This is a genomic window from Burkholderia cepacia complex sp. TUM26381 (assembly GCF_057439935.1).
On the sequence record NZ_CM172007.1, the window covers coordinates 2,088,540 to 2,112,086 of the forward strand.

Consider the following 23,547-nt stretch of genomic DNA (forward strand, 5'->3'; position numbering starts at 1 on the left):
CCGCCGGGCCGCGCGCATCACCCTCAGGCTTCCTGCGCGCTCTGCAGCACCGCACGCAACAGTACGTCGGCGCCCGCCGCCGCCCATTCGGGCGTAATCGCTTCGGCTTCGTTGTGGCTCAGCCCGTCGACGCACGGCACGAAGATCATCCCGGTCGGCGCAACCCGCGCGACATAGCACGCGTCATGGCCCGCGCCGGACACGATATCCATGTGCGACAGCCCGAGCACCTCGGCCGCATCACGCACCGTGTCGATGCAGCGCGGCGCGAACGGGATCGGCGCATACGTGAAGATCTGCTCGATCTGCGCGCCGAGCCCGGTTTCGTCGGCCACGCGTGCAAGCTCCGCACGCAGCACCGCATCCAGTTCGTCGAGCACCGCATCGTCGGGGTGACGGAATTCGACCGTGAAGAAACAGCCGCCCGGCACCGTGTTGCGCGAATTCGGCCGCGCCTCGATCATCCCGACCGTTGCGCGCGCATACGGTGCGTGACGGCGGCCGAGCACTTCGATGAACGAGATCATCCGCGCGGCACCGACCAGCGCATCGCGACGGACCTCCATCGGCGTCGTGCCCGCATGCGCGTCGACGCCGGTCAGCGTCACTTCGTACCAGCGCTGCCCCTGCCCGGCCGTCACGACGCCGATCGTCTTGCCGGCCCGTTCGAGAATCGGGCCCTGCTCGATATGCAGTTCATACGCCGCGTGCACTGGATAGCCGCCGACGGGTTCGGCGCCCGCGTAGCCGATCCGTTCGAGTTCCTCGCCGATCGTCCTGCCCGCGCCATCGGTACGCGACAGCCCGTATTCGAGCGTATAGACGCCCGAGAACACGCCGGCCGACACCATCGCCGGTGCGAAGCGCGAGCCTTCCTCGTTGGTCCAGATCACGACGTCGACCGGACGCTCGGTCTCGATACCCGCATCGTTCAGCGCGCGCACGACTTCCAGCCCGCCGAGCACGCCGTAGATGCCGTCGTAGCGGCCGCCGGTCGGCTGCGAATCGGCGTGCGAGCCCGTCATCACCGGCGCGGCATCGGGGTTGCGGCCCGCGCGGCGCGCGAACACGTTGCCCATCCGGTCGACGCGCACCGTGCAGCCGGCGTCGCGCGCCCATTGCACGAACAGGTCGCGCGATTCGCGATCGAGATCGGTCAGCGCGAGGCGGCAGACGCCGCCCTTCGGCGTCGCGCCGATCTGCGCCATCCGCTCGAGCGACGTCCACAGACGGTCGCCGTCGACACGCGGCGCATTCACGGTGTCGTCACGCATCGCCGTTCTCCGGCGCGCTTTGCCGTGCGTAGCGGAAGTCGCAGCGCTTGCCGCCCTGCATGATCGTGCTCGTGCGCGTGAGCGCGATGTCGGGCGCATAGCCCTGGATGAAATAGCTGTCGCGCGCGCAGCTCAGCAGGTGCCCGATCTCGCCGAGCCCCATTGCGTGATACATCTCCGCGTAGCTGCAGCGATGCACGTCGTAGTCGTAGTGCGCGTCGTCCGCACGCCGCACCTCGACATCGAGCGCATCGTCCTTCTCCCACAGCACCTGCAGCGCGATGAACGACTGCACGCTCGTGCCGCCAGGCTCCTGCGCGGCGAACGTGCGGCCCGCGTCGACGGCCGCGCCGCGCACGGCTTCCGCGATCACGCCCTGCGCGCGCTCGGCGCCGAACTCGCGCTTCATGATTTCGTAGATCGGCTTGATGATTTCCGCTTCGATGCGGCGCCGCGCGAGGATCCCGAGGCGCGTGTCCTCGGGTGCGGCGGCGGATGTCTGGGTCGCTTCGGTCATGGGGATCGTCTTCGTTGTCCGGTTGCTTACTTGACTGCGGTGCGCGCGCCGCCGAGCACATCGACGACGGTCCACTTGCCGCCGCGCACCTGGTAGATCGTGAAAGCCGGGTCCTTCAGGTTGCCTTCGGCGTCGAACGCGATGCGCCCCGTCACGCCTGGCCGCTCGATCGCGCGCACCGCCGCGACCAGCTTCGCCGGCTGTGTCGTGCCGGCCTTCTGCGCGGCCGCGATCAGCGTGGCGGCCGCGTCGTACGCGAACGGCGCATGCAGTTCGATCGGCGCACGGAAGCGTGCCTGGTATTGCGTGTCGAACGCCTTGCCGCCCGGCATCCGGTCGAGCGGCAGGCCCGGCTCGAGCGCCGTCACGCCGTCGCCGTCCTTGCCCGCGAGCGACAGGAAGGTCTGGCTCACGAAGCCGCCCGCGCCGAGCAGCGGCGCGTTCACGCCGAGCTGGCGCATCCGGCGCGAGATCGGCGCGGCCTGTGCGTCGAGGCCGCCGAAGAACACGAGATCCGCGCGCTTGCCCTTGATCGCGGTCAGCACGCCGCTGAAGTCGGTCGACTTGTCGTTCACGTACTGACGATCGACGATCGTGCCGCCGTTCGCCTGCACGCCCTTGATGAACTGCTCGGCCAGCCCCGCGCCGAACGACGTGCGATCGTCGATCACCGCGATGCGCTTCGCCTTCAGCGTCTTCACCGCGTACGCGCCGGTGAAATTGCCGCCTGCGTCGTCGTGACCCATGATGCGGAACGCTGTCGCGTAGCCCTGTTGCGTGTATTGATGGCCGGTGGACGCCGGCGCAATCTGCGGGATGCCCGCATCGCGGTACACGCGCGACGCCGGCACGCTGCAGCCCGTGTTCCAGTGACCGACGACGCCGATCACGTGCTGGTCGACGAGTTGCTGCGCGACCGCGACGGCCGTGCGCGGATCGGACTGGTCGTCGGCTGCGACGAGCTTGTAGACGACCGGCTTGCCGCCGATGGCCGGATGTTTCGCGTTCGCGTCGTCGATCGCGAGTTGCGCGCCGTTCTGCAGATCCTTGCCGATCCGCGCGGACGGGCCGGTAAGCGGCGCGGCGAGACCGATCAGGATCGTCTGCGGCGCGGATTGCGCGAACGCGGGAACGGAGGCGACCAGGGCGGCCGCCGAGCATGCGAGGCTGGCGTGGAGAAATGCGATTTTCATGTGCGAGGGATCGGTGAATCGGATCAAAACATGAAAAATATTAAATATTCATCACCCAAACCCCAAATACCCAATTGTTGGATGCTTATGCCGTTCTCGGCACATTAAAGCATAACCCTGTAAACAAAGGATATTTTCATGTTGTTGCTTTCCCTGACTTTTCGATAAAATTCGACACATGAAAAATATCGAACAATTGCCGCACGATCCGCCGCTGCGCGCGGTACGTGCGTTCGAAGCGTTTGCGCGTCTCGGGTCGGTCACCGCGGCGGCGGGCGAACTCGACATCACGCCGTCGGCGGTCAGTCATCAGCTGCAACTGCTGGAAGCATTCATCCAGACGCCGCTGACGGTGCGCGAGGGTCGGCTGCTCGCGCTCACCGACGAAGGGCGCGACTACTACCGGTCGATCAGCGCCGCGTTCTCGGTGCTGCGCAGCGCGACGCGCTTCGTACGCGACCGTTCGTCGCTGCGGCAGATCACCGTCAGCCTGATTCCGCTGCTCGGCATCGGCTGGTTCATTCCCCGGCTGCACGCGTTCCTCGCGGACAACACGGATGTCGACGTGACGGTGCTGTACGCACATCACCGCAACTACCGAAGCGATGCGTCGGACCTGTCGATCCGCTTCGGCACCGGCGACTGGCCCGGCTACCGCTGCGAGCGGCTGCTGCCGGGCGCGATGGTGCCGATGTGCAGCCCGTCGTTCCTGAAGCGCCACGGGCCGTTCCGCACGCCGGCCGATCTCGCGCGTGCGCCGCTCGTGCACGACGAGGACCGCAGCACGTGGGTCAACTGGCTGCAGGGCGCCGGCGTGCGGCATGTGTCACACGCGGTGGGACCGATGTTCGAGGATGGGCAGCTCACGCTGAGCGCCGCGCGTGCGGATCTCGGCGCGGCGCTGCTGCGTGCGCCGCTGGTCGAGCGCGAGCTGGCGAACGGCGAACTGGTGAAGCTGTTCGATCACGCGCTCGACGACGGGCGCGATTACTACCTGTGCACGCGCGAAGACGCGGATATGCCGGACGGGGCTCGGCGGCTGGCGGCGTGGCTGAGGAAGATGGCGGGGATTTGAGCGGAGGCATCCCGCCAACTCCACGCAATCAAGGGCCGGAAGCAGATAGAAAATCCCGATGCCCCGGATTGAAACAAGCAATTTCCCAAACTCAGGGTGAACCCGGATACTGGCAACACTCCACTCACCACTGACGAAAAGGAATTCTCCAGATGCCGATCATCAACACCCAAATCAAGCCGTTCAAGGCAACCGCTTACCACAACGGCGATTTCGTGCCCGTCTCGGAAGAGAACTTCAAGGGCAAGTGGTCCGTCGTCGTGTTCTACCCGGCCGACTTCACGTTCGTCTGCCCGACCGAGCTGGGCGACCTCGCCGACCGTTACGCGGAATTCCAGAAGCTGGGTGTCGAAATCTACGGCGTGTCGACCGACACGCACTTCACGCACAAGGCATGGCACGACACGTCGGACACGATCGGCAAGATCAAGTACCCGATGATCGGCGACCCGACGCTCACGCTGTCGCGCAACTTCGACGTGCTGATCGAGGAAGAAGGGATGGCCCTGCGCGGCACGTTCGTGATCAACCCGGAAGGCGAGATCAAGCTGTGCGAAATCCACGACAACGGCATCGGCCGCGACGCAGGCGAACTGCTGCGCAAGGTGCAGGCTGCGCAATACATCGCGGCGCACCCGGGTGAAGTGTGCCCGGCCAAGTGGACGCCGGGTGCGGAAACGCTGACCCCGTCGCTCGACCTGATCGGCAAGATCTGACGATCGCGCCGCGCGCCTCGCACGAGGCGCGCGACGGCGGGCCGCCGCAGCGCGGCCCGCCCCCTCCTCCGGCACGACGTGCCCGACCAGCATAATCAATACGGAATCCGAAACGCCATGCTCGACGCCAATCTCAAGAACCAACTCAAAGCGTACCTCGAAAAAATCACGCGCCCGATCGAACTCGTCGCCTCGCTCGACGACGGCGCGAAATCGCAGGAACTGCTGGCGCTGCTGAACGAGATTGCGTCGCTGACGGATCGCGTGACCGTGACCGAGCGCCGCGACGACGCCGAGCGCAAGCCGTCGTTCTCGATCGGCGAGCCGGGCAAGCCGGCCGGCATCCGCTTCGCCGGCATCCCGATGGGCCATGAATTCACGTCGCTCGTGCTCGCATTGCTGCAGACGGGCGGCCACCCGATCAAGCTCGACGACGATGTCATCGCGCAGATCCGCGCGCTCGACGGCGACTACGCGTTCGAGACGTTTTTCTCGCTGTCGTGCCAGAACTGCCCGGAAGTCGTGCAGGCGCTGAACGTGATGTCGCTGATCAACCCGCGCATCCGTCACGTCGCGATCGACGGCGCGCTGTTCCAGGATGAAGTCGAGTCGCGCCAGATCATGGCCGTGCCGACGATGTTCCTGAACGGCGCCTCGTTCGGACAGGGCCGCAGCAGCGTGAAGGAAATCCTCGCGAAGCTCGATACGGGCGCCGGCGAACGCGCCGCGAAGTCGCTCGAAAACAAGCCGGTGTTCGACACGCTGATCGTCGGCGGCGGCCCGGCAGGCGCGGCAGCCGCGATCTACTCGGCCCGCAAGGGCATCGCGACGGGCGTCGTCGCCGAGCGTTTCGGTGGCCAGGTGCTCGACACGATGGCGATCGAGAACTTCGTGTCGGTGCAGGAAACCGAAGGGCCGAAGTTCGCAACGGCACTCGAGCAGCACGTGAAGCAGTACGACGTCGACATCATGGACGTGCAGCGCGCCGACGCGCTGATTCCGGGCGACGTGCACCAGATCCACCTCGCGAACGGCGCGGTGCTGAAGGCGAAGACGATCGTGCTCGCGACCGGCGCGCGCTGGCGCGAGATCAACGTGCCGGGCGAGCGCGAGTACCGCAACCGCGGTGTCGCGTACTGCCCGCACTGCGACGGCCCGCTGTTCAAGGGCAAGCGTGTGGCAGTGGTCGGCGGCGGCAACTCGGGCGTCGAGGCCGCGATCGACCTCGCCGGCATCGTGAAGGCGGTCACGCTGATCGAGTACGGTGCGCAACTGCGCGCGGACGAAGTGCTGCAGCGCAAGCTGCGCAGCCTGCCGAACGTGACGATCGTCACGCAGGCGCAGACGACCGAACTGACCGGCGACGGCAGCAAGCTGAACGGGCTCGTCTACAAGGATCTGCGCTCGGGCGACACGCAGCGCATCGATCTCGAAGGCGTGTTCGTGCAGATCGGCCTCGTGCCGAACACCGAATGGCTGAAAGGGACGGTCGAACTGTCGAAGCACGGCGAGATCGTCGTCGATGCGCGCGGTGCGACGTCGGTGCCGGGCGTGTTCGCCGCCGGCGACGTGACGACGGTGCCGTTCAAGCAGATCGTGATCGCCGTGGGTGAAGGCGCGAAGGCATCGCTCGGCGCGTTCGATCACCTGATCCGCCAGGACGTGGCGCCGGTCGCCGCTGCGCAGCCGCAAGCCGAGGAAGCGGTCGCCGCATAACGCCCGTCGGCATACCCGATTGTCTCTCTTGGCCCCGCATGCTTTGGTCGGCGTGCGGGGTCCTTTTTATTCCGAAACCGATCGCGGTTACTTGGTCGCGGTCGGATCGCCGTTCGCAGGCGCGGGTGTCGTCGACTTGAAGTTGCTCGACGCCCGGACCAGTTGTTCGGTCATCGCGGCGGCAACCGGATTCGCGCCGGACGACGAACTCCCCTGCCGGTACGAACCGGCGCTTGCCGGCATCGACGACATCGGCGGCGCGGGCAACGACGGGTCGAGCTTCGCCGATTCCCGGACGAGCGCGGCCGTCTCCGGCGTTTCGGATTTCGTCGTAGCGGTCGCGTGACGTTCGAGGCCGTCGCGCTTGCGCGGCGCACGTTGCGTGGCCTGCGCCGGCGCGGCCGGCTGTGCCTGCTGGGCGGCCGGCGGCGGCGCTGGCGGGGTCGAATCCTGCGCATCGACCGTCACGACATTCACCTTCGGCGGCGGCGCACCCGGCTTCGTCACCGGCTGCGCTTTGTCGCTGACGACCGGTACAGCCGGGGCAGAAGGCGGCGCGGCGCTGACGCGCGCGGGTGCGGCCGGCGCAGGCGCCGGTGCGGGTGACGGGGGCGGAACCGCAGCCTGTTGCTGCGGCGCCGCGGCGGCGAGCGCCGGCGGCGCAATGGTGCCCTGCACCGCGTGATCGTTGTTCGCGGGCGCCACGGCAACCGGCGCGGCCGAATCGCCGATACCGGCGTCTTCGATCGCACGGTGGTCCGCGCGCAGGAGCATCACGTAGGCAGTGCCGGCCGCGGCTACCAGGAGCCCACCGGCGATCATCAAGGTCTTGCGGGTACTCGTCATGCTTGCTCACCGATCATGTCGACGTGAACAAGCCATCATACGCGGCCATCGGCCGGCGATCCCGCATGAATACATTTGGTTGCATTGTGCCGGGAGCCGCTCGGCGTGACGTTCGTCAGACGTATCGCCGCCCTGCTCCGGCCCGATCGAAGCGCCGCCTTTACTCCGGAAACGGCAATTCCGTCTGTCCGTCCGCACGCATGCCGAACGTGTTGAGCGTCATCGCGACAAGCGCGTAATAGCCGAGCAATGCAACGAGATTCACGACGGTTTCGTGGCCGAAGCGTGCTTGCGCACGTGAGAACGTCGCGTCGCTGACGCGCCGCGTATCGTACAGCTCGCTCGCGAACGCATGGATCAGCGCATCGTCGTCCGATTCGAATGCGGGTGCGACGCCAAGCCGGATCGCGTCGGCCGTCGCGGCCGGCACGCCCGCGTCGAGCGCGATCGGATGATGGATGTGCCACTCGGCCTGCGAGCGCCAGCGTGCAGCCGTCACGAGAATTGCGAGTTCCGACAGCCGCAGCGGCAGGCCCGTGCGATAGCGGCAGAACGCGCCGACCTTCTGCGCGTGCTGCGCCAGCTCGGGGCTCGCGATCCAGCCGAGGAACGGCCCGTTCAGGTTGCCGCGCGGGCCGCTGAGAATGTCGGCCAGCACGGCTTTCTGCTCATCGGTGGCCGATGCGGGATCGAACGGAGGCAATCTGTTTGTCATGGCAAGGTCCGGACCAGGTTCGACGAAAAAGTTCATGCACCGGCCGACGCGAGCGCCGCGCCGAGCGCGCCCGACAGTCGCTCGACGATCGTATCGATCTGCTGAGCGGTGCTGATGAACGGCGGCGCCACCAGGATGTGATCGCCGTGGACGCCATCGATCGTGCCACCCATCGGATACACCATCAACCCGCGCTGCATCGCTTCGCGCTTGACCGCCGCATGCAGCTTCAGCGCGGGATCGAACGTCGCCTTGGTGTCGCGATCGCGCACGAGTTCGACGCCGACGAACAGCCCGCGGCCGCGCACGTCGCCGACATGCGGATGCGCGCCGTAGTGCTCGCGCAATGACGCCCGCAGTTGCTCGCCGCGCGCCTTCACGTTGTCGAGCAGCTTCTCTTCGGCGATCACGCGCTGTACTTCGAGCGCGGCCGCACACGCAGTCGCATGGCCGAGGTAGGTATGGCCGTGCTGGAAGAAGCCCGAGCCATCGACGATCGTCCGGTAGATGCGGTCGCTGACGAGCGTCGCACCGATCGGCTGATAGCCCGCGCCAAGCCCTTTCGCGATCGTCAGCAGGTCGGGCGCGATACCGTCTTCTTCGCACGCATACAGGTAGCCCGTGCGCCCCATCCCCGACATGATCTCGTCGAGGATCAGCAGCACGCCGTACTTGTCACACACCGCGCGAATCTGCTTCAGGTACGTGCGCACCGGCGGCACCGCGCCGGCCGTTGCGCCTACCACCGTTTCCGCGACGAATGCCGCAACGTTGTCCGCGCCGAGTTCGACGATCTTCCGTTCGAGCTCGTCCGCCAGACGCTGTGCGTACGCTTCGTCGGTTTCGCCCGATTGCCGGTCGCGGTACGCATAGCACGGGCTCACGTGGTGCGCCTCGATCAGCAGCGGCAGGAACGGCTCGCGCCGCCATGCGTTGCCTCCGATCGCGAGTGCGCCGAGCGTGTTGCCGTGATAGCTCTGCCGCCGCGCGATGAAATGCCGGCGCTGCGGCTCGCCCTTCTCGACGAAATACTGGCGCGCGAGCTTCAGCGCGGCCTCGATCGCCTCCGAACCGCCCGACACGAAGTACACGTGTTCGAGGCCGGCCGGCGCGGCATCGACGAGCCGGTCGGCGAGTTCCTCGGCCACGTCGGTCGTGAAGAACGACGTATGCGCGTACGCCAGTTGCTGCGCCTGACGCTTGATCGCGTCGATCACGCGCTGATTGCTGTGGCCGAGACACGACACGGCCGCGCCGCCGCACGCGTCGATATAGCGTTTGCCGGTGGAATCGATGATCTCGATGCCGTCGCCTGCAACGGCAACGGGCAAGGTGGCGCGCGGAGCGCGATGGAAAACGGTCGTCATGCGTTGCCTCATGGATCAGGACGCGTCGTGCGCGCGTCCGGACGGCACGATGCGCGTCGCAAAACGCTGCGTGCCGTGTTGGTGAATGGTGAAATCGATCGCGGCCGCACCGATCGCGAACACGGCGGTGGCCAGCGTGTTCTCGTCGTCGGGGTCGGCCGGGTCGTCGCGGTAGATCGGCAGCCCTTCCGGCGCGCGATCGCCGAGCACGCCCAGCAGCGCGGCTTCGTCGATCGTGTCGATGCCGGGCGTCAGCGCGTCGACGCGGCGCTGGCGGTCGGCCGACGATTGCGTGACGATCTGTGCTTGCGCATCGCAACCGGGATGCACGAGATGGTTCGCATGGCCCGCGAGCCGTGCGACGTCGACGACCGAGCAGCGCGCAACGCTCGCTTCGATGCTCAGCAAGCGGCCATCGCCGGTCGCGCCGAGCGTGTGATGAAAGCCGCTTGCGCGTGCATGCGCGCGCAATACGTCGGCCGCCGCATCGAGCGACGTCGCGTCGAGCACCGCACGCGCGAGGATCATGCGCGGCACGCCCGGCGCCGGCGTACGGATTCGCAGGTTGTTGATCGCTTGCGCGATACCCGCCCGGTTCGCGGCAAACGTATGGCCCGGCAGCGAACCGGGGTAATAGAAACTGATGAAACCCGGCTTGCCCGCCGGCTGCACGTCGACGAGCAGGCACCGCTCGCGCAGGAACGGATCGCCGTCCTCGTTGTGCGCGATCCAGCGTGTGCCGTTGGCGTCGCGCGCGGCGAGCGTCGTGCAGCCGTCCGGCGCGTGGTGGATCAGCTCGCCACGGCAGTTCCACAGGAAAATGTCGTCGGCCGGCCAGCCGATGCCCGCCGCGATCCCGTCCAGTTCCGCGACGAGATCGGGGTACGCGGCCAGCGCGGCCTGCCGCAGCGCAGCGACGAACGGATGGCCGCGCCAGCGGCGCACGGCCTGCCACGCGCTGCTCTGCTGCATGTACGTGTCGAATACGGGGCGGGCGAGTTCGCCGAGGCGCACGCCGATGTCGAACGGCGCACCGGCGATGACGGGGGAAAGGGAAAGCGGCATGTCGGCCATTTCGGTTTGGTTCAGGACACGTGTTTCAGGAATTCCTTCAGGCGCGGCGTCGGCGGCCGGTCGATCAGGTCGACGGGATGGCCGTCCTCGGCGATGCCGCCCTGATCCATGAACAGCAGCCGCGTACCGACCCGCTTCGCAAAGCCGATCTCGTGCGTGACGACGATCATCGTCATCCCTTCAGTCGCGAGATCCTGCATCACCTTCAGCACTTCGTGGCGCAATTCCGGATCGAGCGCCGACGTCGGCTCGTCGAACAGCATCAGCCGCGGCCGGATCGCGAGCGCACGCGCGATCGCGACGCGCTGCTGCTGGCCGCCCGACAGTTCCGACGGATAGTGATTCGCGCGCGATTCGAGGCCGACCTTGTCGAGCAGCGCCATCGCCTGGTCGCGCGCGTCGGCGCGCGATGCGCCACGCACCTGGATCGGCCCGAACATCACGTTCTCGAGCGCGGTCATTTGCGGAAACAGGTTGAACTGCTGGAACACCATCCCGGCTTCGAGCCGGATGTTGCGGATCGTCGTCGCGTTGCCGCGCACGCTCTGGCCGTCGACGAGCAACTCGCCGCCGGTGATTTTCTCGAGCGCGTTGATACAGCGCAGCATCGTCGACTTGCCCGACCCGGACGGGCCGATCACGACGACCACTTCGCCCGCGTCGATCTTCAGGTCGATATGCTTCAGCACCGGCACGTGGCCGAAGCTCTTCGACACGTTCTGGAATTCGATCATGCTCATAAGATGCTCCAGTCAACGCTGAAATTTTTGGCAAAGCGGAAAGAAGCGTTGTCGACAGACAGCTTCTTCCACGGACCAGCATAACCGGCATGATTCTTGTCTATCGCTGCCGGGTGAAGTCGCTCAACGGCCTCCTGAACCAGCAGAGCCGCGCGGTGAACGACGTCTGGAACTTCTGCAACGACACGCAGAAGCACGCGCTCAAGTGGAACAACATGCGGACGTGCATCGCCGGTTGCGGGAATTGCTCCGCCTCGGGGAAACAGGGACGTCAAAGGATCCGCATCCTCTTCTCGACGAGCCGCAGCGTCAACGTCATGGCGCCGGTCAGCAACAGGTAGATGACCGCCACGGCGCTCCAGATCTCGACCGCCTGGAAATTGCCCGCGATGATTTCCTGCCCCTTGCGCGTCAGCTCGCCAACGCCAATCACGATGAACAGCGACGTGTCCTTGAGGCTCACGATGCACTGGTTGCCGAGCGGCGGAATCAGCCGCCGGAACGCGAGCGGCCCGACCACCTTCAGCAGCACGCGCGGCATCGACAAGCCCATCGCGAGCCCCGCTTCCGTCAACCCCTTCGGGATCGACAGCAGCGCGCCGCGCACCACTTCCGCGAGATACGCGCCGGAATTCACCGTGATCGCGATGATCGCGGCCGTCAGGCCGTCGATGCGGATATGCGCGAGCAACGGCAGCGCGAAGTACAGGAACATCACCTGCACGACGATCGGCGTGCCGCGGATCAGTTCAATATAGACCTGGACGAGCACGTTCATCGCCTTCGGTCCGTATGCGCGGAACATCCCCGCGACCATCCCGACGATGAAACCGCCCGCCAGCCCGAAAAATGCGATGAACACCGTCAACCGGACCCCGTCCATCAGGTCCGGCAACGCCGCCCAGATCGCCGACCAATCGAAATTCACTTGTCGCTCCCCGTTCGATTCAAGACCGGCGCGGCCGCCCGGCCGCGCGCTGTTGCCGCGTCACGCTCACATCTTCGGCGGTTCGGCACCGAACCACTTCTTGTAGATCTGCGCGTAGCGGCCGTCGGCCTTGATCTTCACGAGCGACGCGTTGACCTTCGGCACGAGCGGGCTGCCCTTCGGGAAACCCATCCCGTACTTGTCGCCGCTGACCGGCTGGCCCGCGACTTTCACCTTGCCCTTGCCTTCGTTGTTCACGAAGAACAGCACGTTCGGCGTGTCGTGCATTGCCGCGTCGACGCGGCCGGCCTCGAGCGCGAGATACGCCTGGTCGATGTTCGGGAACTGGCGGATCTCCTTCGGCTTCAGGTGCGCCTTGATCCAGTCGATCGTCGCGGTGCCCGTCTTCGCGGCGATCACCTTGCCGTTCAGGTCGTCGATCGACTTGATCGACGTGTTGCCGGCCTGCACCATCGCCGCAAGGCCGCTGTCGTAATACGGCGCGGAGAAGTCGATCGCCTTCTTGCGCTCCTCCTTGATCGTCATCCCCGACAGCGCGACGTCGATGTTCTGCGTCTGCAGCGCCGGGATCAGCCCCGCGAAATCCATCGGCTGGATCGTGTATTTCCAGCCCTGGTCCTTCGCGATCTCGGCCCACAGGTCGAGATCGAAGCCGACGTACTTGTCGCCCTGCTTGAACTCGAACGGCATGAACGACGTGTCGGTCCCGACGACGAGCGTCTTGGTGTCCGCGTGCGCGATGCTGGCGCCGAGCGCGGCGGCGACCGCGACGGCTTTCAGGAAGGAACGGCGACTCATGGTTTCTCTCCGCATGATTGAGCGATGTAACCGGCCAGCCGGCCGGCGGTAACGACGACATCAAGCCGCACCGCAACATGCGATGTCGAATTAGACCTTAGTGCAACAAGTGTTGTCAATGGCGATACTACGACAACAAAAAAGTCTGCAACGGGTAAATGCATCGAGACAAACCCGAGCCGTGCGGGGCGGATTGATCGGAGGAAACGGGAGAACGGTCGGGCGAGGCATGCAGACCGGCGCACGACTCGCGGGTACGCGCAAGGCGGGAGCGTGCAGAAGGGATCGTGGTGGCTGGCGCGGGTCGCGGACGGTGGCGTGCGCCAGCTGTCAAACGAAGGCGACGCGCCATGCGCGGCCCGCGCATTCGTTCGCGCGGACGGTCAGCGGTTCAACAACGCGTGTCCCGCCAACCGTCGGCGCGATTCAACGCGTGTTGCGGAAGGGGTTCGCCGGCGTCGCCCGGCGACGCGGCGGTGCAGCGTCGATCACGCCGCCACCCCGCTTGCCTGATGCGACACGAGCCGCGCATACGCGCCCTGCCGCGCCATCAGGTCCGCGTGGCTTCCGGCTTCGATCACGCCACCGCGCTCGATCACGAGGATCAGGTCGGCATTGCGCACGGTCGACAGCCGGTGCGCGATGATGATCGACGTGCGCTGCGTCATCAGGTCTTCCAGCGCCGCGCGGATCTGCTGTTCGCTGATCGTGTCCAGATGGGACGTCGCCTCGTCGAGGATCAGCACCGGCGCATCCTTCAGGAACGCGCGCGCGATGGCCACGCGCTGGCGCTGACCGCCCGACAGCTGCACGCCGCGCTCGCCGACGCGCGTCGCGAGCCCGTCCGGCAACCGTGCGACGAAGTCGCCGAGCGCCGCGTGGTCGATCGCGCGCTGCACGTCCGCGTCGGACGCGTCGTTCCCGGCGAGCCGGATGTTCGCCTCGAGCGTGTCGTTGAACAGGTAGGTATCCTGCGCAACCAGCGCAATGTGCTGCCGCAAGTCGTCGAGCCGCAGGTCGCGCAGGTCGACGCCGCCGAGCGTCACGCGGCCCTGCTGCGGATCCCAGAAGCGCAACAGCAGGCTCGCGACCGTCGACTTGCCGGCGCCTGATGCGCCGACCAGCGCGACCGTGCTGCCGGGCGGCACGTCGAAGCTCACGCGGTCGATCGCGGGCACGCTGCGGCCCGGATACGTGAACGACGCGGACTCGAAACGCACCGCCGGATTGCCGGGCATCGCATGCGTGCCGTCCGTCACGGTCACTGGCTCCTTCTCCAGCGCGCGCAAGCGGCGCGTCGACGCAATCGTGTCGGCAAGCTGGCGCGCGACCTGGCCGATTTCGGCCACCGGCATGAACGCCGCCACCGCAACCAGCACCAGCAGCGGCAACGATTCGCGCGGGAACCAGCCGCGTGCGCACAGCAGCGCACCGAGCGCCGCGACGGCCAGCCCGCCGAGCCCGCTCGCGACTTCCAGCGCGGCGCTTTGCGTCGACAGGTCGTCGAGCAGCTTCGCGCGCTGCTGGCGGTACGCATCGACCTCGGCCAAGAACGCTGCCCGCCGGCGCGCGATCGCCTGGAACGCGGTCAGCTCTGCAAGCCCCTGGATCGTTTCGGTCAGGTGTGCACCGAGCTGGCCGAGCGCTTCGCGCGCGCCGGTGCCGAGCCGGTCGACATCGCGCCGGGCCAGCACGGGCGCGAGCCCGGCCCACAGCAGGAACGGCAGCAGCACGAGCGCGAGCGGCCACGCGACCGAGGCCAGCAACACCAGCACGCCGGCCGGCACGAGCACCGCGACGAACGCCGGCGCCAGCGTGTGGGCATAGAAATATTCGACGGTTTCGACGTCCTGCGTCGCGAGCGACACGAGATCGCCGGAGCGGCGGCGCAGCAGCCCGGCCGGCGCGAGGCGTTCGAGCGTCGCGAACAGCGCGATGCGCATTTCCGCGAGCAGCCGGTATGCCATGTCGTGCGCAAGCCACGATTCGAGCCAGTGCAGCACGGCCGCCACCGGCGCGATCACGAGCAGCGCGGTGACGAGCGCCGGGCTCACCCGGCCGGACGACACCGCGCCGACCACCATCGCACCGATCACGCCGACGCCGATGAACGCGAGCACGCGGCCGATCCCGAACAGCACGGTCAGCGCCACCTTGCCCTTCCACGGCTGCACGAAGCGCAGCAGCGTCCGCAACGTTTCCGGCCAGCCGATCGTCGCCGCGTCGTCGTTCAGCGGCCGCACCTGCGGGCCCGACGACGCGCGCGCGGTCGCCCCGGACGTCGCAGTCGCGCCGACGGATTCGGCGACCGCCTCCAGTTGCGGCCCCATCAGCCGGCGATACGGACCGTCGCGCGCGATCAGCACCGCGTGCGTGCCTTCATCGACCACCTGCCCCTGATCGAGCACCAGGATGCGGTCGGCGCCGATCACGCTGGACAACCGGTGCGCGAGCACGAGCGTCGTGCGGCCGCGCGTGAGCCGGTCGAGCGCCTGCTGGATCAGCGCTTCGTTTTCCGCATCGACCGACGACAGCGCCTCGTCGAGCAGCAGGATCGGCGCATCGCGCAACAGCGCGCGGGCAATCGCAATACGCTGGCGCTGGCCGCCCGACAGCATGAGCCCGCGTTCGCCGATGCGCGTCGCGTAGCCGTCGGGCAGCGCAGAGATGAAATCGTGCGCGTTGGCGGCGCGCGCGGCCGCGATCATGTCGGCATCGCTCGCGTCGGGGCGGCCGAGCCGCAGGTTGTCGGCGACGCTGCCGTCGAACAGCGTCGCATCCTGCGCGACAACCGCGATCATGTCGCGCACCTGGTCGTCATCGAGCGCGCGCACGTCGTGGCCGCCGATGCGGATCGCACCGCCCTGCGCATCGTGCTGGCGCAGCAACAGCCGCACGATGGTCGACTTGCCCGCGCCGCTCGGCCCGACGATCGCGACCGTTTCGCCTTCGCGCACCGTGAAGCTCAACGCCGCATGCGCATCCGCGCGGCGCCCCGGATACGCGAAGCTGACGTCGTCGAACGCGATCTCCGGCCGCAGCCCCGTCACGCGCGGTGCGTCGGCTGCCGGCGCCTGGCTACCCGCGTCGAGCAGCGCATGGATCGCATTCGCCGCAGACTGGCCGATCATCCCCTGGTGCAGCACCGCGCGCAGGTCGCGCAACGGCCGGAAGATTTCGCTGCCGGCCATCAGCACGATCAGCAATGCTTCGAGACTCATGTCGCCATGCCGCACGCGCCACGCGCCCACCGCGATCGCCGCGGCCGCGCCGAGACCCGTGCCGAGATCGGTGAAGAGCCGCGTCAGCAGGCCGAGCGCGAGCACCCAGAACGTGCTGTCGGACAGCGCGCGCGCCTTCGCGGCCAGCTTCGCGCCGAACGCGGTGCTCTGCCCGAACGCCTTCAGCGTCGGCAAGCCCTGCACGGCGTCGAGAAACTCCTCGCCGAATGCCTTGAACGCGGCCGACCGTGCGAGCGCCGCGCGCTTGTCGGCACGATGCACGAGTTGCGGCAGCGCGAGCGTCACGAGCGCCGCGACCAGCAGGATCGCGGCCGTCGGCACGTCCCACCATGCGAGCACCGCGAAGATCATGACCGGCGCGCACGCGGCGATCACGAGCTGCGGCAGGTAGACGCCGAAGAAGGTTTGCAGCTGCTCGACGCCGTCGACGACGGCCAGCATCACGCCGCCCGTGCGTTCGCCGCTGAACCACGCGGGGCCGAGCGCGGCGATCCGGTCGAACAGCCGTGCGCGCAGCGTGGCCTGCACGCGTCCGGCCGTGTGTTGCGCGAGCACGGTGCGGCGATGATCGAGCCACGCGCGCAGCAGCACGCAGGCCGCCGTTGCAACGACGGCTGCGCCGATGCTGCGTACCGGCGCACCGGTAAAAACCAGCGCCAGCACGCGGCCGAGAAATACGAAACGCAGGATGCCGACACCCATCGCGACGAGCCCGAGCGCGACTGCCGCGGCTACCCGCCAGCGCAGTCCCGCCATCATTGCCCATAGTCGTCGGTCGAAATACATGAAGCCCTCCGGTCGGTGTTTCGTTGAGTTGTTTTCTTGACCGGATCGAGGCTACCCGCGCCACCCGCGCGCGGCAAAAGATGATTTTTCAACGGGTGTTGAGTCAACTACAATACCCGCCATGTCGCATCTTCCCCCCCTTAGCGCACTGCGTGCTTTCGAGGCGGCCGTCCGCCTCGGCGGGTTCGCGCGCGCGGCGGCCGAGCTGAACGTGTCGACCAGCGCGGTCAGCCACCAGATCCGCTCGCTCGAGGAATCGCTGGGGGCGCGGCTGCTCGAACGCAGCACCGGGCTTGGCGGCATCGGGCTCACGCCGGCCGGCGCACGCCTGCTGCCGGCCGTCAGCGATGCGTTGTCGCGCCTGACCGACGCCTGCGCCGAGATTCGCGGCACCGCACAACGGTTGACCGTCTCCGCCAACGCGCCGTTTTCGTCGATGTGGCTCGCGCGGCGCCTTGCGGAATTCTCTTCACTTCATCCCGAAACGCCGCTGCATGCCGTCGTGCTCGACGACGAGCCGGATTTCGCACGCAGCGGCATCGATCTGGCGATCGTGCACGTGCCCGCGCACCGGCTGCGGGCCGACGACGACATGCTGATGCGGGAAACCGTGTTTCCGGTCTGCAGCCCCGAACTGTTTCCGTACGCATCTGGGCACGTGTGCCGCTCGCGGCTCCTGCAGGAAATGCACGAGGACAGCCCGGAGATCGACTGGCGCAACTGGGCATCCGACTTCGGCCTGCCCGGCGATTTCGAAACGAAGATCGTGCGTTACAGCAGTTTCAGCCAGGTGATCGGCGCGGCGGTCGGCGGCGCGGGCATCGCGCTCGGCCGCGTGCCGCTGATCGAGCCCGAACTGCGCAGCGGGCGTCTGGTGCCGCTGGTGCCGGGCCTCGCACGCGATGCGTCATGGTGCTTCGTGCTGCGCCGCCATCCGTCGACGCGGCACCGGCTGCTCGACCCGTTGATCGCGTTCCTGCGCAGCGAAGCGCAGGCACCGCCGTTCGTCGCGAAGATGGTTGCGCCCGCATCCAACGACAGTCACGCCCGCGGCGCGGGCGGCGCCTGACGGGTGACGGGTGACGGGCCGGCATATGAAGCCGGCCCTCGCCTTCGCCGAACGCCCGCTTACGGCGTGGCGAAGAACAGCGCGACGACGCACGCCATCCCGCCAAACCACACGAGCGAACGCAGCGACGCCCAGTTCAGCAGGTACATCAGCGCATAGACGATGCGGATCGCGACGAACGCCATCGCAAGCTGGTCGACGCGATGCACGTTCGCGCCGTTGTGCCACGCCACCACCAGCGCGGCCGTGAACAGCGCAAGCGCTTCCCACGCATTCTGATGCGCGGCCTGCGCGCGTGCGCGCCAGCCTTCGAGCTTCGCCAGGTAATCGCGCGGCGCGCGGTTGTCGTAGCCCTTGCGGGCCTTGGCCAGGAACGTCATCGGGAACGGCAACAGCGCCACGATGAACAGGCACAGCTGGGACGTCGTCATCTAAGTCTCCTCCGTTATGATTACATTGATCAATGACAAGATCGCCGAGAGCTTAGCATTGCGCCGCGCTGTTCGCGCACCGGTTTTCTAGACGGGAGACTCGGCCACGCGGGCCTCGGGCGGCCGCGACCGGCCTGCTTGACCACCCCAATTTCCACCAAATCGTCGACAAATACGTTAATTAAAACTGGTCGAACACCAATAAGATAGCGCTCAACACTGGCTTGACGCGCTATCGCGCGCCAGCCTGCCGTTTCAATCCGCGCCGCCGCGCACCGAACGACATCCGACCCGAGCCATCGCCATGCCCCGTCCCATCGTCGCCCATATCCGCCCCGAAGCCGTCCGCCACAATCTCGATTTCATCCGCCGCACCGCCGCGCAATCGCGTGTGTGGGCCGTGATCAAGGCCAACGCGTACGGCCACGGCATCGAACGGATCTACCCGGGCCTCGCGGCCGCCGACGGCATCGCGCTGCTCGATCTCGACGAAGCCGTGCGCGTGCGCGAACTCGGCTGGGACAAGCCCGTGCTGCTGCTCGAAGGGATCTTCGAGCCGGCCGACGTCGAACTGGCCGATCGCCATCGGCTGACGGTCAGCGTGCACTGCGACGAACAGCTCGACCTGCTGATCGCCGCGAAGCCGCAGCAGCCGATCGACATCCAGCTCAAGATGAACTCCGGGATGAACCGGCTCGGCTATCGGCCCGACGTGTTCCGCGCCGCATGGGAACGCGCGGCGAGCGCACCGTCGATCGGCAAGATCACGCTGATGATGCATTTCGCGAACGCCGACGAAGGCGAGGTCGACTGGCAGCTCGACCAGTTCGACGCGACCACGGCCGGGATTCCGGGCGAGCGCTCGGTGTCGAATTCGGCGGCCGTGCTGTGGCATCCGCGCGCGCACCGCGACTGGGTGCGGCCCGGCACGATCCTGTACGGCGCATCGCCGACGGGCGCGTCGCGGCATATCGCCGACACGCCGCTGATGGCCTCGATGACGCTGACGAGCAAGCTCATCGGCGTGCAGACGCTGTCGCCGGCGGAAACCGTCGGCTACGGCCGCCGCTTCACGACCGACCAGCCGATGCGGATCGGCGTGGTCGCATGCGGCTACGCGGACGGCTATCCGCGCCACGCGCCGACCGGTACGCCGATCGCGGTGGACGGCGTGATGACACGCGTCATCGGCCGCGTGTCGATGGACATGCTGACCGTCGACCTGACGCCGTGCCCGAACGCGGGCATCGGATCGAGCGTCGAGCTGTGGGGTGACCAGGTGAAGGTGGACGACGTCGCGGAAGCCAGCGGCACGATCGGCTACGAGCTGATGTGCGCGCTCGCGCCCCGCGTGCCGGTCGTGATCGTGCCGCCCGGCGTGTCGGCCGTGGAGCCGGCGCGGCGGACCGGGAGCTACGGCCGCTGATCCACGTCGACGCGGCGGCGCGCTGTCGTGTCGCCGTGCGTGCCGCACGCCTTGCTTGCGGGCCGCCTCGGGTGGCCCGTTTGCTTTCCGGCGCAGCGGCACCGCATGCGAGCCAAACCGGCAAAACCAACGAAATCGCGTGACGTTCCTTCCGAACCGCACGCTGCCCGCTTGCGCCGACGCGTCACGAACGCCACGTCGGCTGGCGCTTTTCGAGAAACGCGTCGATCCCCTCGCCCGCATCCTCTTCCATCATGTTGCGCGCCATCACGTCGCCCGCATACGCATAGGCTTCGTCGAGCGGCAACTCGCGCTGGCGATAGAACATCTGCTTGCCGAATCGCACCGCGGCCGGGCTCTTCGCGACGATCTCCGCGACCTTGCGCGCGACGGCCGCATCGAGCGCGTCCTCGGGCACGGCCTCGTTGACGAGCCCCCACGCGACGGCCGTCGCCGCATCGACGAAACGCCCGGTCACGAGCATGTCGAACGCGCGCTTCGCGGCGACGTTGCGGCTCAACGCGACGGCCGGTGTCGAGCAGAACAGCCCGACGTTGATGCCCGATACCGCGAAGCGCGCGGTATCGGCGGCGATTGCAAGGTCGCACGCGGCAACGAGCTGGCAGCCGGCCGCCGTCGCGATGCCGTGCACGCGCGCGATCACCGGCACCGGCAATGCGCGCATCGCGAGCATCACGCGGCTGCACTGCGCGAACAGCGTGCGGTAGTAGTCGAGTTCGGGCCGGCTGCGCATCTGCCGCAGGTCGTGGCCCGCGCAGAACGCCTTGCCTTCGGCGGCCAGCACGACGCAGCGCACGTGCGGATCGGCCGCCAGCGTATCGAACGCATCGTGCAGGCTCGCAAGCATCGCCTCGGACAACGCGTTGAACTGCTGCGGGCGATTCAACCGCAGCGTGACGACGCCGTCGTGCGCGTCGCGCAACAGGATCGGCTCGGCAGTCTCTTGATCGGGTTCCATGATGTTCCACTCGGCGGCGTTCGGCAGGATTCGGTGCGGCACGAACGGACGGCCACGGCATGCGTCCGTTCGCAGCATCGTGACGAAATGGTCCTCCACATTCCGTGTGACGTCCAGTCATGTGCCACTCGTCTTGCGGCCCGCCGTGCCGCAAAGGCGGCCGTCGCACAGGCGACGCATCCGAGCGCCGCGACCGCCCGCAGCGCGTCGCTCCGATCCGGCAACAGGATCGTCGCGGCGCCTGCAATGGCCACGCCGGACAAGCTTCCGGCCTGCCTCGCCGCATTGAGGCCCTCCGATGCCGCGCCCGCCGCGTCCGCGGGCACCTGTTCGAGCACGGTCGCGATCATCGGCGCTACCGACAACGCGGTCCCGGTGCCGAATGCGATCAACGCCGCCCGGACCACCGGCCACGGCGCACGCAGCGCGAGTGCGGCGGCGACCGAAGCCGTCGTCGTCGAATTTGCGACCGCCGGGCCTTCCGCCCGGTAGCGGGCTTCCGCGTCAGCGCGCGACCGGCTGGCGCCCGCCGCGCCACGCGCGCACACCCGACCACAGGTGCCCGACGCCCGCGCCGAAAAAGACGGCGCCCATCGCGCCGAAGATCAGCACGTCGCCCCAGATCGCGCCGAACGTATTCAGCTGTGCGGTCATCCTGGGCTCGTCCGGCGCGTAGCGCACCTCGACCGTCGCGCCGTCCTGCTCGCTGACCAGGCCGCCCTGCGCATATTCGACATGCTCGCCCGCGAGCGTCGTGAACGCGATCTCGGGATGATGCTTGCCGGCGTTCAGCTTGATGACGCGGCCCGGCACGACGACCGACGTTCGCAGGAATTCGCGCGTCGACTGCGCGTACAGCGCGATGCCGATCAGCAGGCCCGCTCCGACCAGGGTAAAAAGGACGCCTTTCGCGATCAGCGTCTCCGTGCGCGGCTTGGCGGCGCCTTCGGATCGGGACACCATCTCGCTCACCTCACGGGCGCGACTGATAGAACGACACGTCGATCTTCGACTGCGACTTGCAACGGTACATCACGCCGCGCCCCGTTTCGTCGGTCACGCCTTCGTACGGGCCGTTGCAGCCCATGACCTTGTATTGCGCGAACGGAATGCGCTTGCCGTCGGTCGGCCGGACCAACACCGGGATGCGCCCCGTCGGGCCATCGCCGACGATACGCACGAGTATCATGCGCGCCGGATCGATCGGCGCGGCGGAACGCATGAAAATCGTGCGTCCCTGCGCGTCGGTCGCGCCTTCGACTTCGAGTTCCCGGTTGTCCTGGGATGCGCTCGTATAGAGCGCGAATGCATAGCGCGTGTTCGGCAGCGCCTGCTTCGTCGCGGGATCGTGCAGCACGAAATAGCACCCGTTGGCGCCCTTCCCGGCCGTTGCCTGCCCGTCGACCTGCGTGGGATTGCACGTGTACGACGAACCGTTGCCGACGGCAGCCTGCTGTGCATGCTGCTGCGCGGTACCGGCGCATCCGCCTGCCAGCGCGGCCACCAGCGTCACGCATGCGCCGCGCACGAGCGCTGCCCGGTCGATCCTGGTTGTCATTGGAATCCTGTTCCTGATTGCGATGGATGCCGGGCGTGCTGCGCATGACGCGCAGGCACGCCGCCCTCGGCATCCGGCAGGATACGGACATCGCGGCGCACTGTAAATCGTTGCGCCCGCAATCGGCCGCGCGGTGCCGCTACCCGTCGCTACCCGCCGCTCGCGACGCGCGCGATCGTCTGCCGCAGCCAGACGTGCGCGGCGTCGCCATGCCGGCGTTCATGCCAGTGCTGCGCAAACTCGAACGAATCGATCGGGAACGGTGGCTCGAACACGCGCAGGCGCGCGTCGTCGCGCACGCGATCGAGGTTCCGGCGCGCGACGGTCAGCACGAGATCCGTGCCGGCGATCAAGTCGTTGGCGACGCCCCAGAACGGCAGGATCACCGCAATGTGCCGCTCGCGCCGCAGCCGTGCGAGCGCGCGATCGACCTCGTTGTCCATGCCGTCGCGCATCGCGACGAGTGCATGCGGCCGCGCGAGCCACGCGTCGAGCGCGAGTTCACCGCGGCGCGGCAGGCGGCTCGCGTCGGCCACGCACGCGAACGATTCGACGAACAGCGGCTGCGCATGCAGGTCGCGCTGCAATGCAGGCAGCACGCCGAGTGCAAGATCGACCTCGCCATCCATCAGCTGCATGCGCATCGCCTCGCGCGTGGCCTGCGACACGATCAGCTCGATGCCCGGCGCGTCGGCGCGCAACGTCTTCACGAGCGTGGGCAGCACGATCCGCGCGCCGTAATCGGACATCGCGATCCGAAAGACGCGCGTGGCCGCGGACGGATCGAACGCCGGCGGCTCGATCAATGCACCGAGCCGGCCAAGGACGTCGTTCAGCGGTTCGACCAGCTCGTTCGCCCGTGCAGTCAGCTCGAGCCGGCCTGCGCGCCGCACGAGCAGCGGATCGCCGAAAATCTCGCGCAGCCGCGCGAGCGCATGGCTCACGGCCGGCTGGCTCTTGTGCAGCCGGGTCGCCGCGCGCGAGATGTGACGCTCGCTCAGCAGCACATGCAGCGTGACGAGCAGGTTCAGGTCGATACGGGCGAGGTTATTCATGGGGCGAATATGAAGCATCCG

General features: G+C 67.6%; 22 protein-coding genes and 1 pseudogene. 7 read left to right on the forward strand and 16 right to left on the reverse strand.

Going from position 1 to position 23,547, the window contains the following annotated elements; genetic code table 11:
- Positions 1–23: 23 nt before the first annotated feature.
- Genes ACWMMN_RS26035 through ACWMMN_RS26045 form a run of 3 tightly spaced genes read right to left on the reverse strand, consistent with a single transcriptional unit; the run spans position 24 to position 2,984 of the window.
- Positions 24–1,274: a Zn-dependent hydrolase gene (locus tag ACWMMN_RS26035; protein ID WP_486423312.1), complete on the reverse strand. Its 1,251-nt coding sequence runs from the start codon at positions 1,272–1,274 to the stop codon at positions 24–26.
- Entirely contained in the window at positions 1,267–1,791 is a 525-nt protein-coding gene (locus tag ACWMMN_RS26040; protein ID WP_174991889.1) for an L-2-amino-thiazoline-4-carboxylic acid hydrolase, read from the reverse strand. Before ACWMMN_RS26040 ends, ACWMMN_RS26035 begins: the two co-directional genes overlap by 8 nt.
- A 26-nt stretch (positions 1,792–1,817) precedes the next feature.
- Positions 1,818–2,984: a branched-chain amino acid ABC transporter substrate-binding protein gene (locus ACWMMN_RS26045; protein ID WP_059237085.1), complete on the reverse strand. Its 1,167-nt coding sequence runs from the start codon at positions 2,982–2,984 to the stop codon at positions 1,818–1,820.
- A gap of 178 nt (positions 2,985–3,162) precedes the next feature.
- On the opposite strand from ACWMMN_RS26045, the gene ACWMMN_RS26050 reads away from it, so the two are divergent.
- The 3 genes from ACWMMN_RS26050 (at position 3,163) to ahpF (ending at position 6,491) form a co-directional block, all read left to right on the forward strand.
- On the forward strand, positions 3,163–4,059 hold the full coding sequence (locus ACWMMN_RS26050) for a LysR substrate-binding domain-containing protein (RefSeq protein ID WP_059237086.1): 897 nt from the start codon (positions 3,163–3,165) through the stop codon (positions 4,057–4,059).
- A 152-nt stretch (positions 4,060–4,211) separates the two neighbouring features.
- A complete protein-coding gene (gene ahpC / locus ACWMMN_RS26055) occupies positions 4,212–4,775 on the forward strand; it encodes an alkyl hydroperoxide reductase subunit C (protein WP_006488685.1) in 564 nt (187 codons plus the stop codon).
- 117 nt (positions 4,776–4,892) lie between these two features.
- On the forward strand, positions 4,893–6,491 hold the full coding sequence (ahpF, locus tag ACWMMN_RS26060; RefSeq protein WP_486423313.1) for an alkyl hydroperoxide reductase subunit F: 1,599 nt from the start codon (positions 4,893–4,895) through the stop codon (positions 6,489–6,491).
- A gap of 87 nt (positions 6,492–6,578) precedes the next feature.
- Here ahpF and ACWMMN_RS26065 read toward each other — a convergent pair whose 3' ends face one another.
- The 5 genes from ACWMMN_RS26065 to glnQ all read right to left on the reverse strand — a co-directional run bounded on the left by ACWMMN_RS26065 (position 6,579) and on the right by glnQ (position 11,233).
- On the reverse strand, positions 6,579–7,337 hold the full coding sequence (locus ACWMMN_RS26065) for an extensin (RefSeq protein WP_486423314.1): 759 nt from the start codon (positions 7,335–7,337) through the stop codon (positions 6,579–6,581).
- 160 nt (positions 7,338–7,497) lie between these two features.
- A complete protein-coding gene (locus ACWMMN_RS26070; protein WP_486423315.1) occupies positions 7,498–8,052 on the reverse strand; it encodes a carboxymuconolactone decarboxylase family protein in 555 nt (184 codons plus the stop codon).
- Between the two features lie 32 nt (positions 8,053–8,084).
- Complete coding sequence (locus tag ACWMMN_RS26075) at positions 8,085–9,419, reverse strand: aspartate aminotransferase family protein (RefSeq protein ID WP_059237090.1); 1,335 nt, start codon at positions 9,417–9,419, stop codon at positions 8,085–8,087.
- A 15-nt stretch (positions 9,420–9,434) separates the two neighbouring features.
- Positions 9,435–10,484 carry a C45 family autoproteolytic acyltransferase/hydrolase gene (locus ACWMMN_RS26080; RefSeq protein WP_486423316.1) on the reverse strand — a complete coding sequence of 350 codons (1,050 nt, stop codon included), beginning with the start codon at positions 10,482–10,484 and terminating at the stop codon, positions 9,435–9,437.
- Positions 10,485–10,504: 20 nt separating this feature from the next.
- On the reverse strand, positions 10,505–11,233 hold the full coding sequence (gene glnQ / locus ACWMMN_RS26085; protein WP_059237091.1) for a glutamine ABC transporter ATP-binding protein GlnQ: 729 nt from the start codon (positions 11,231–11,233) through the stop codon (positions 10,505–10,507).
- A gap of 89 nt (positions 11,234–11,322) precedes the next feature.
- On the opposite strand from glnQ, the pseudogene ACWMMN_RS26090 reads away from it, so the two are divergent.
- Positions 11,323–11,445 (forward strand): annotated as a pseudogene (locus tag ACWMMN_RS26090) (RNA-guided endonuclease InsQ/TnpB family protein); the annotation flags it as partial.
- Between the two features lie 59 nt (positions 11,446–11,504).
- Here the strand turns inward: ACWMMN_RS26090 and glnP are convergent.
- The 3 genes from glnP to ACWMMN_RS26105 form a co-directional block, all read right to left on the reverse strand.
- Positions 11,505–12,161, reverse strand: a complete 657-nt coding sequence (glnP, locus tag ACWMMN_RS26095; protein ID WP_059237092.1) for a glutamine ABC transporter permease GlnP — start codon at positions 12,159–12,161, stop codon at positions 11,505–11,507.
- A 66-nt stretch (positions 12,162–12,227) separates the two neighbouring features.
- Positions 12,228–12,980, reverse strand: coding sequence for a glutamine ABC transporter substrate-binding protein GlnH (gene glnH / locus ACWMMN_RS26100; RefSeq protein WP_059237093.1), 753 nt, complete (start codon positions 12,978–12,980; stop codon positions 12,228–12,230).
- Positions 12,981–13,468: 488 nt separating this feature from the next.
- Complete coding sequence (locus ACWMMN_RS26105; protein ID WP_486423317.1) at positions 13,469–17,008, reverse strand: ABC transporter ATP-binding protein/permease; 3,540 nt, start codon at positions 17,006–17,008, stop codon at positions 13,469–13,471.
- A 121-nt stretch (positions 17,009–17,129) separates the two neighbouring features.
- On the opposite strand from ACWMMN_RS26105, the gene ACWMMN_RS26110 reads away from it, so the two are divergent.
- The gene (locus tag ACWMMN_RS26110; RefSeq protein ID WP_486423318.1) at positions 17,130–18,077 is read left to right on the forward strand and encodes a LysR family transcriptional regulator; all 948 of its coding nucleotides are present in this window, start codon (positions 17,130–17,132) and stop codon (positions 18,075–18,077) included.
- 59 nt (positions 18,078–18,136) lie between these two features.
- Here the strand turns inward: ACWMMN_RS26110 and ACWMMN_RS26115 are convergent, their stop codons facing one another.
- Positions 18,137–18,508: an MAPEG family protein gene (locus tag ACWMMN_RS26115; RefSeq protein ID WP_059237096.1), complete on the reverse strand. Its 372-nt coding sequence runs from the start codon at positions 18,506–18,508 to the stop codon at positions 18,137–18,139.
- Between the two features lie 304 nt (positions 18,509–18,812).
- On the opposite strand from ACWMMN_RS26115, the gene alr reads away from it, so the two are divergent.
- Entirely contained in the window at positions 18,813–19,934 is a 1,122-nt protein-coding gene (gene alr, locus ACWMMN_RS26120) for an alanine racemase (protein WP_174991898.1), read from the forward strand.
- Positions 19,935–20,118: 184 nt separating this feature from the next.
- Here alr and ACWMMN_RS26125 read toward each other — a convergent pair whose 3' ends face one another.
- Positions 20,119–20,913 (reverse strand): enoyl-CoA hydratase, encoded by a 795-nt coding sequence (locus tag ACWMMN_RS26125; RefSeq protein WP_486423319.1) that lies wholly within the window; start codon positions 20,911–20,913, stop codon positions 20,119–20,121.
- Positions 20,914–21,159: 246 nt separating this feature from the next.
- Here ACWMMN_RS26125 and ACWMMN_RS26130 point away from each other — a divergent pair, with 246 nt between their 5' ends.
- On the forward strand, positions 21,160–21,405 hold the full coding sequence (locus ACWMMN_RS26130; RefSeq protein WP_486423320.1) for a hypothetical protein: 246 nt from the start codon (positions 21,160–21,162) through the stop codon (positions 21,403–21,405).
- Between the two features lie 12 nt (positions 21,406–21,417).
- Here ACWMMN_RS26130 and ACWMMN_RS26135 read toward each other — a convergent pair whose 3' ends face one another.
- The 3 genes from ACWMMN_RS26135 to ACWMMN_RS26145 form a co-directional block, all read right to left on the reverse strand.
- Entirely contained in the window at positions 21,418–21,876 is a 459-nt protein-coding gene (locus ACWMMN_RS26135) for a DUF3592 domain-containing protein (RefSeq protein ID WP_059240752.1), read from the reverse strand.
- 10 nt (positions 21,877–21,886) lie between these two features.
- Positions 21,887–22,471 (reverse strand): hypothetical protein, encoded by a 585-nt coding sequence (locus tag ACWMMN_RS26140; protein ID WP_059237099.1) that lies wholly within the window; start codon positions 22,469–22,471, stop codon positions 21,887–21,889.
- A 149-nt stretch (positions 22,472–22,620) separates the two neighbouring features.
- Positions 22,621–23,526, reverse strand: a complete 906-nt coding sequence (locus ACWMMN_RS26145) for a LysR family transcriptional regulator (RefSeq protein ID WP_174991901.1) — start codon at positions 23,524–23,526, stop codon at positions 22,621–22,623.
- Between the last annotated feature and the right edge of the window lie 21 nt (positions 23,527–23,547).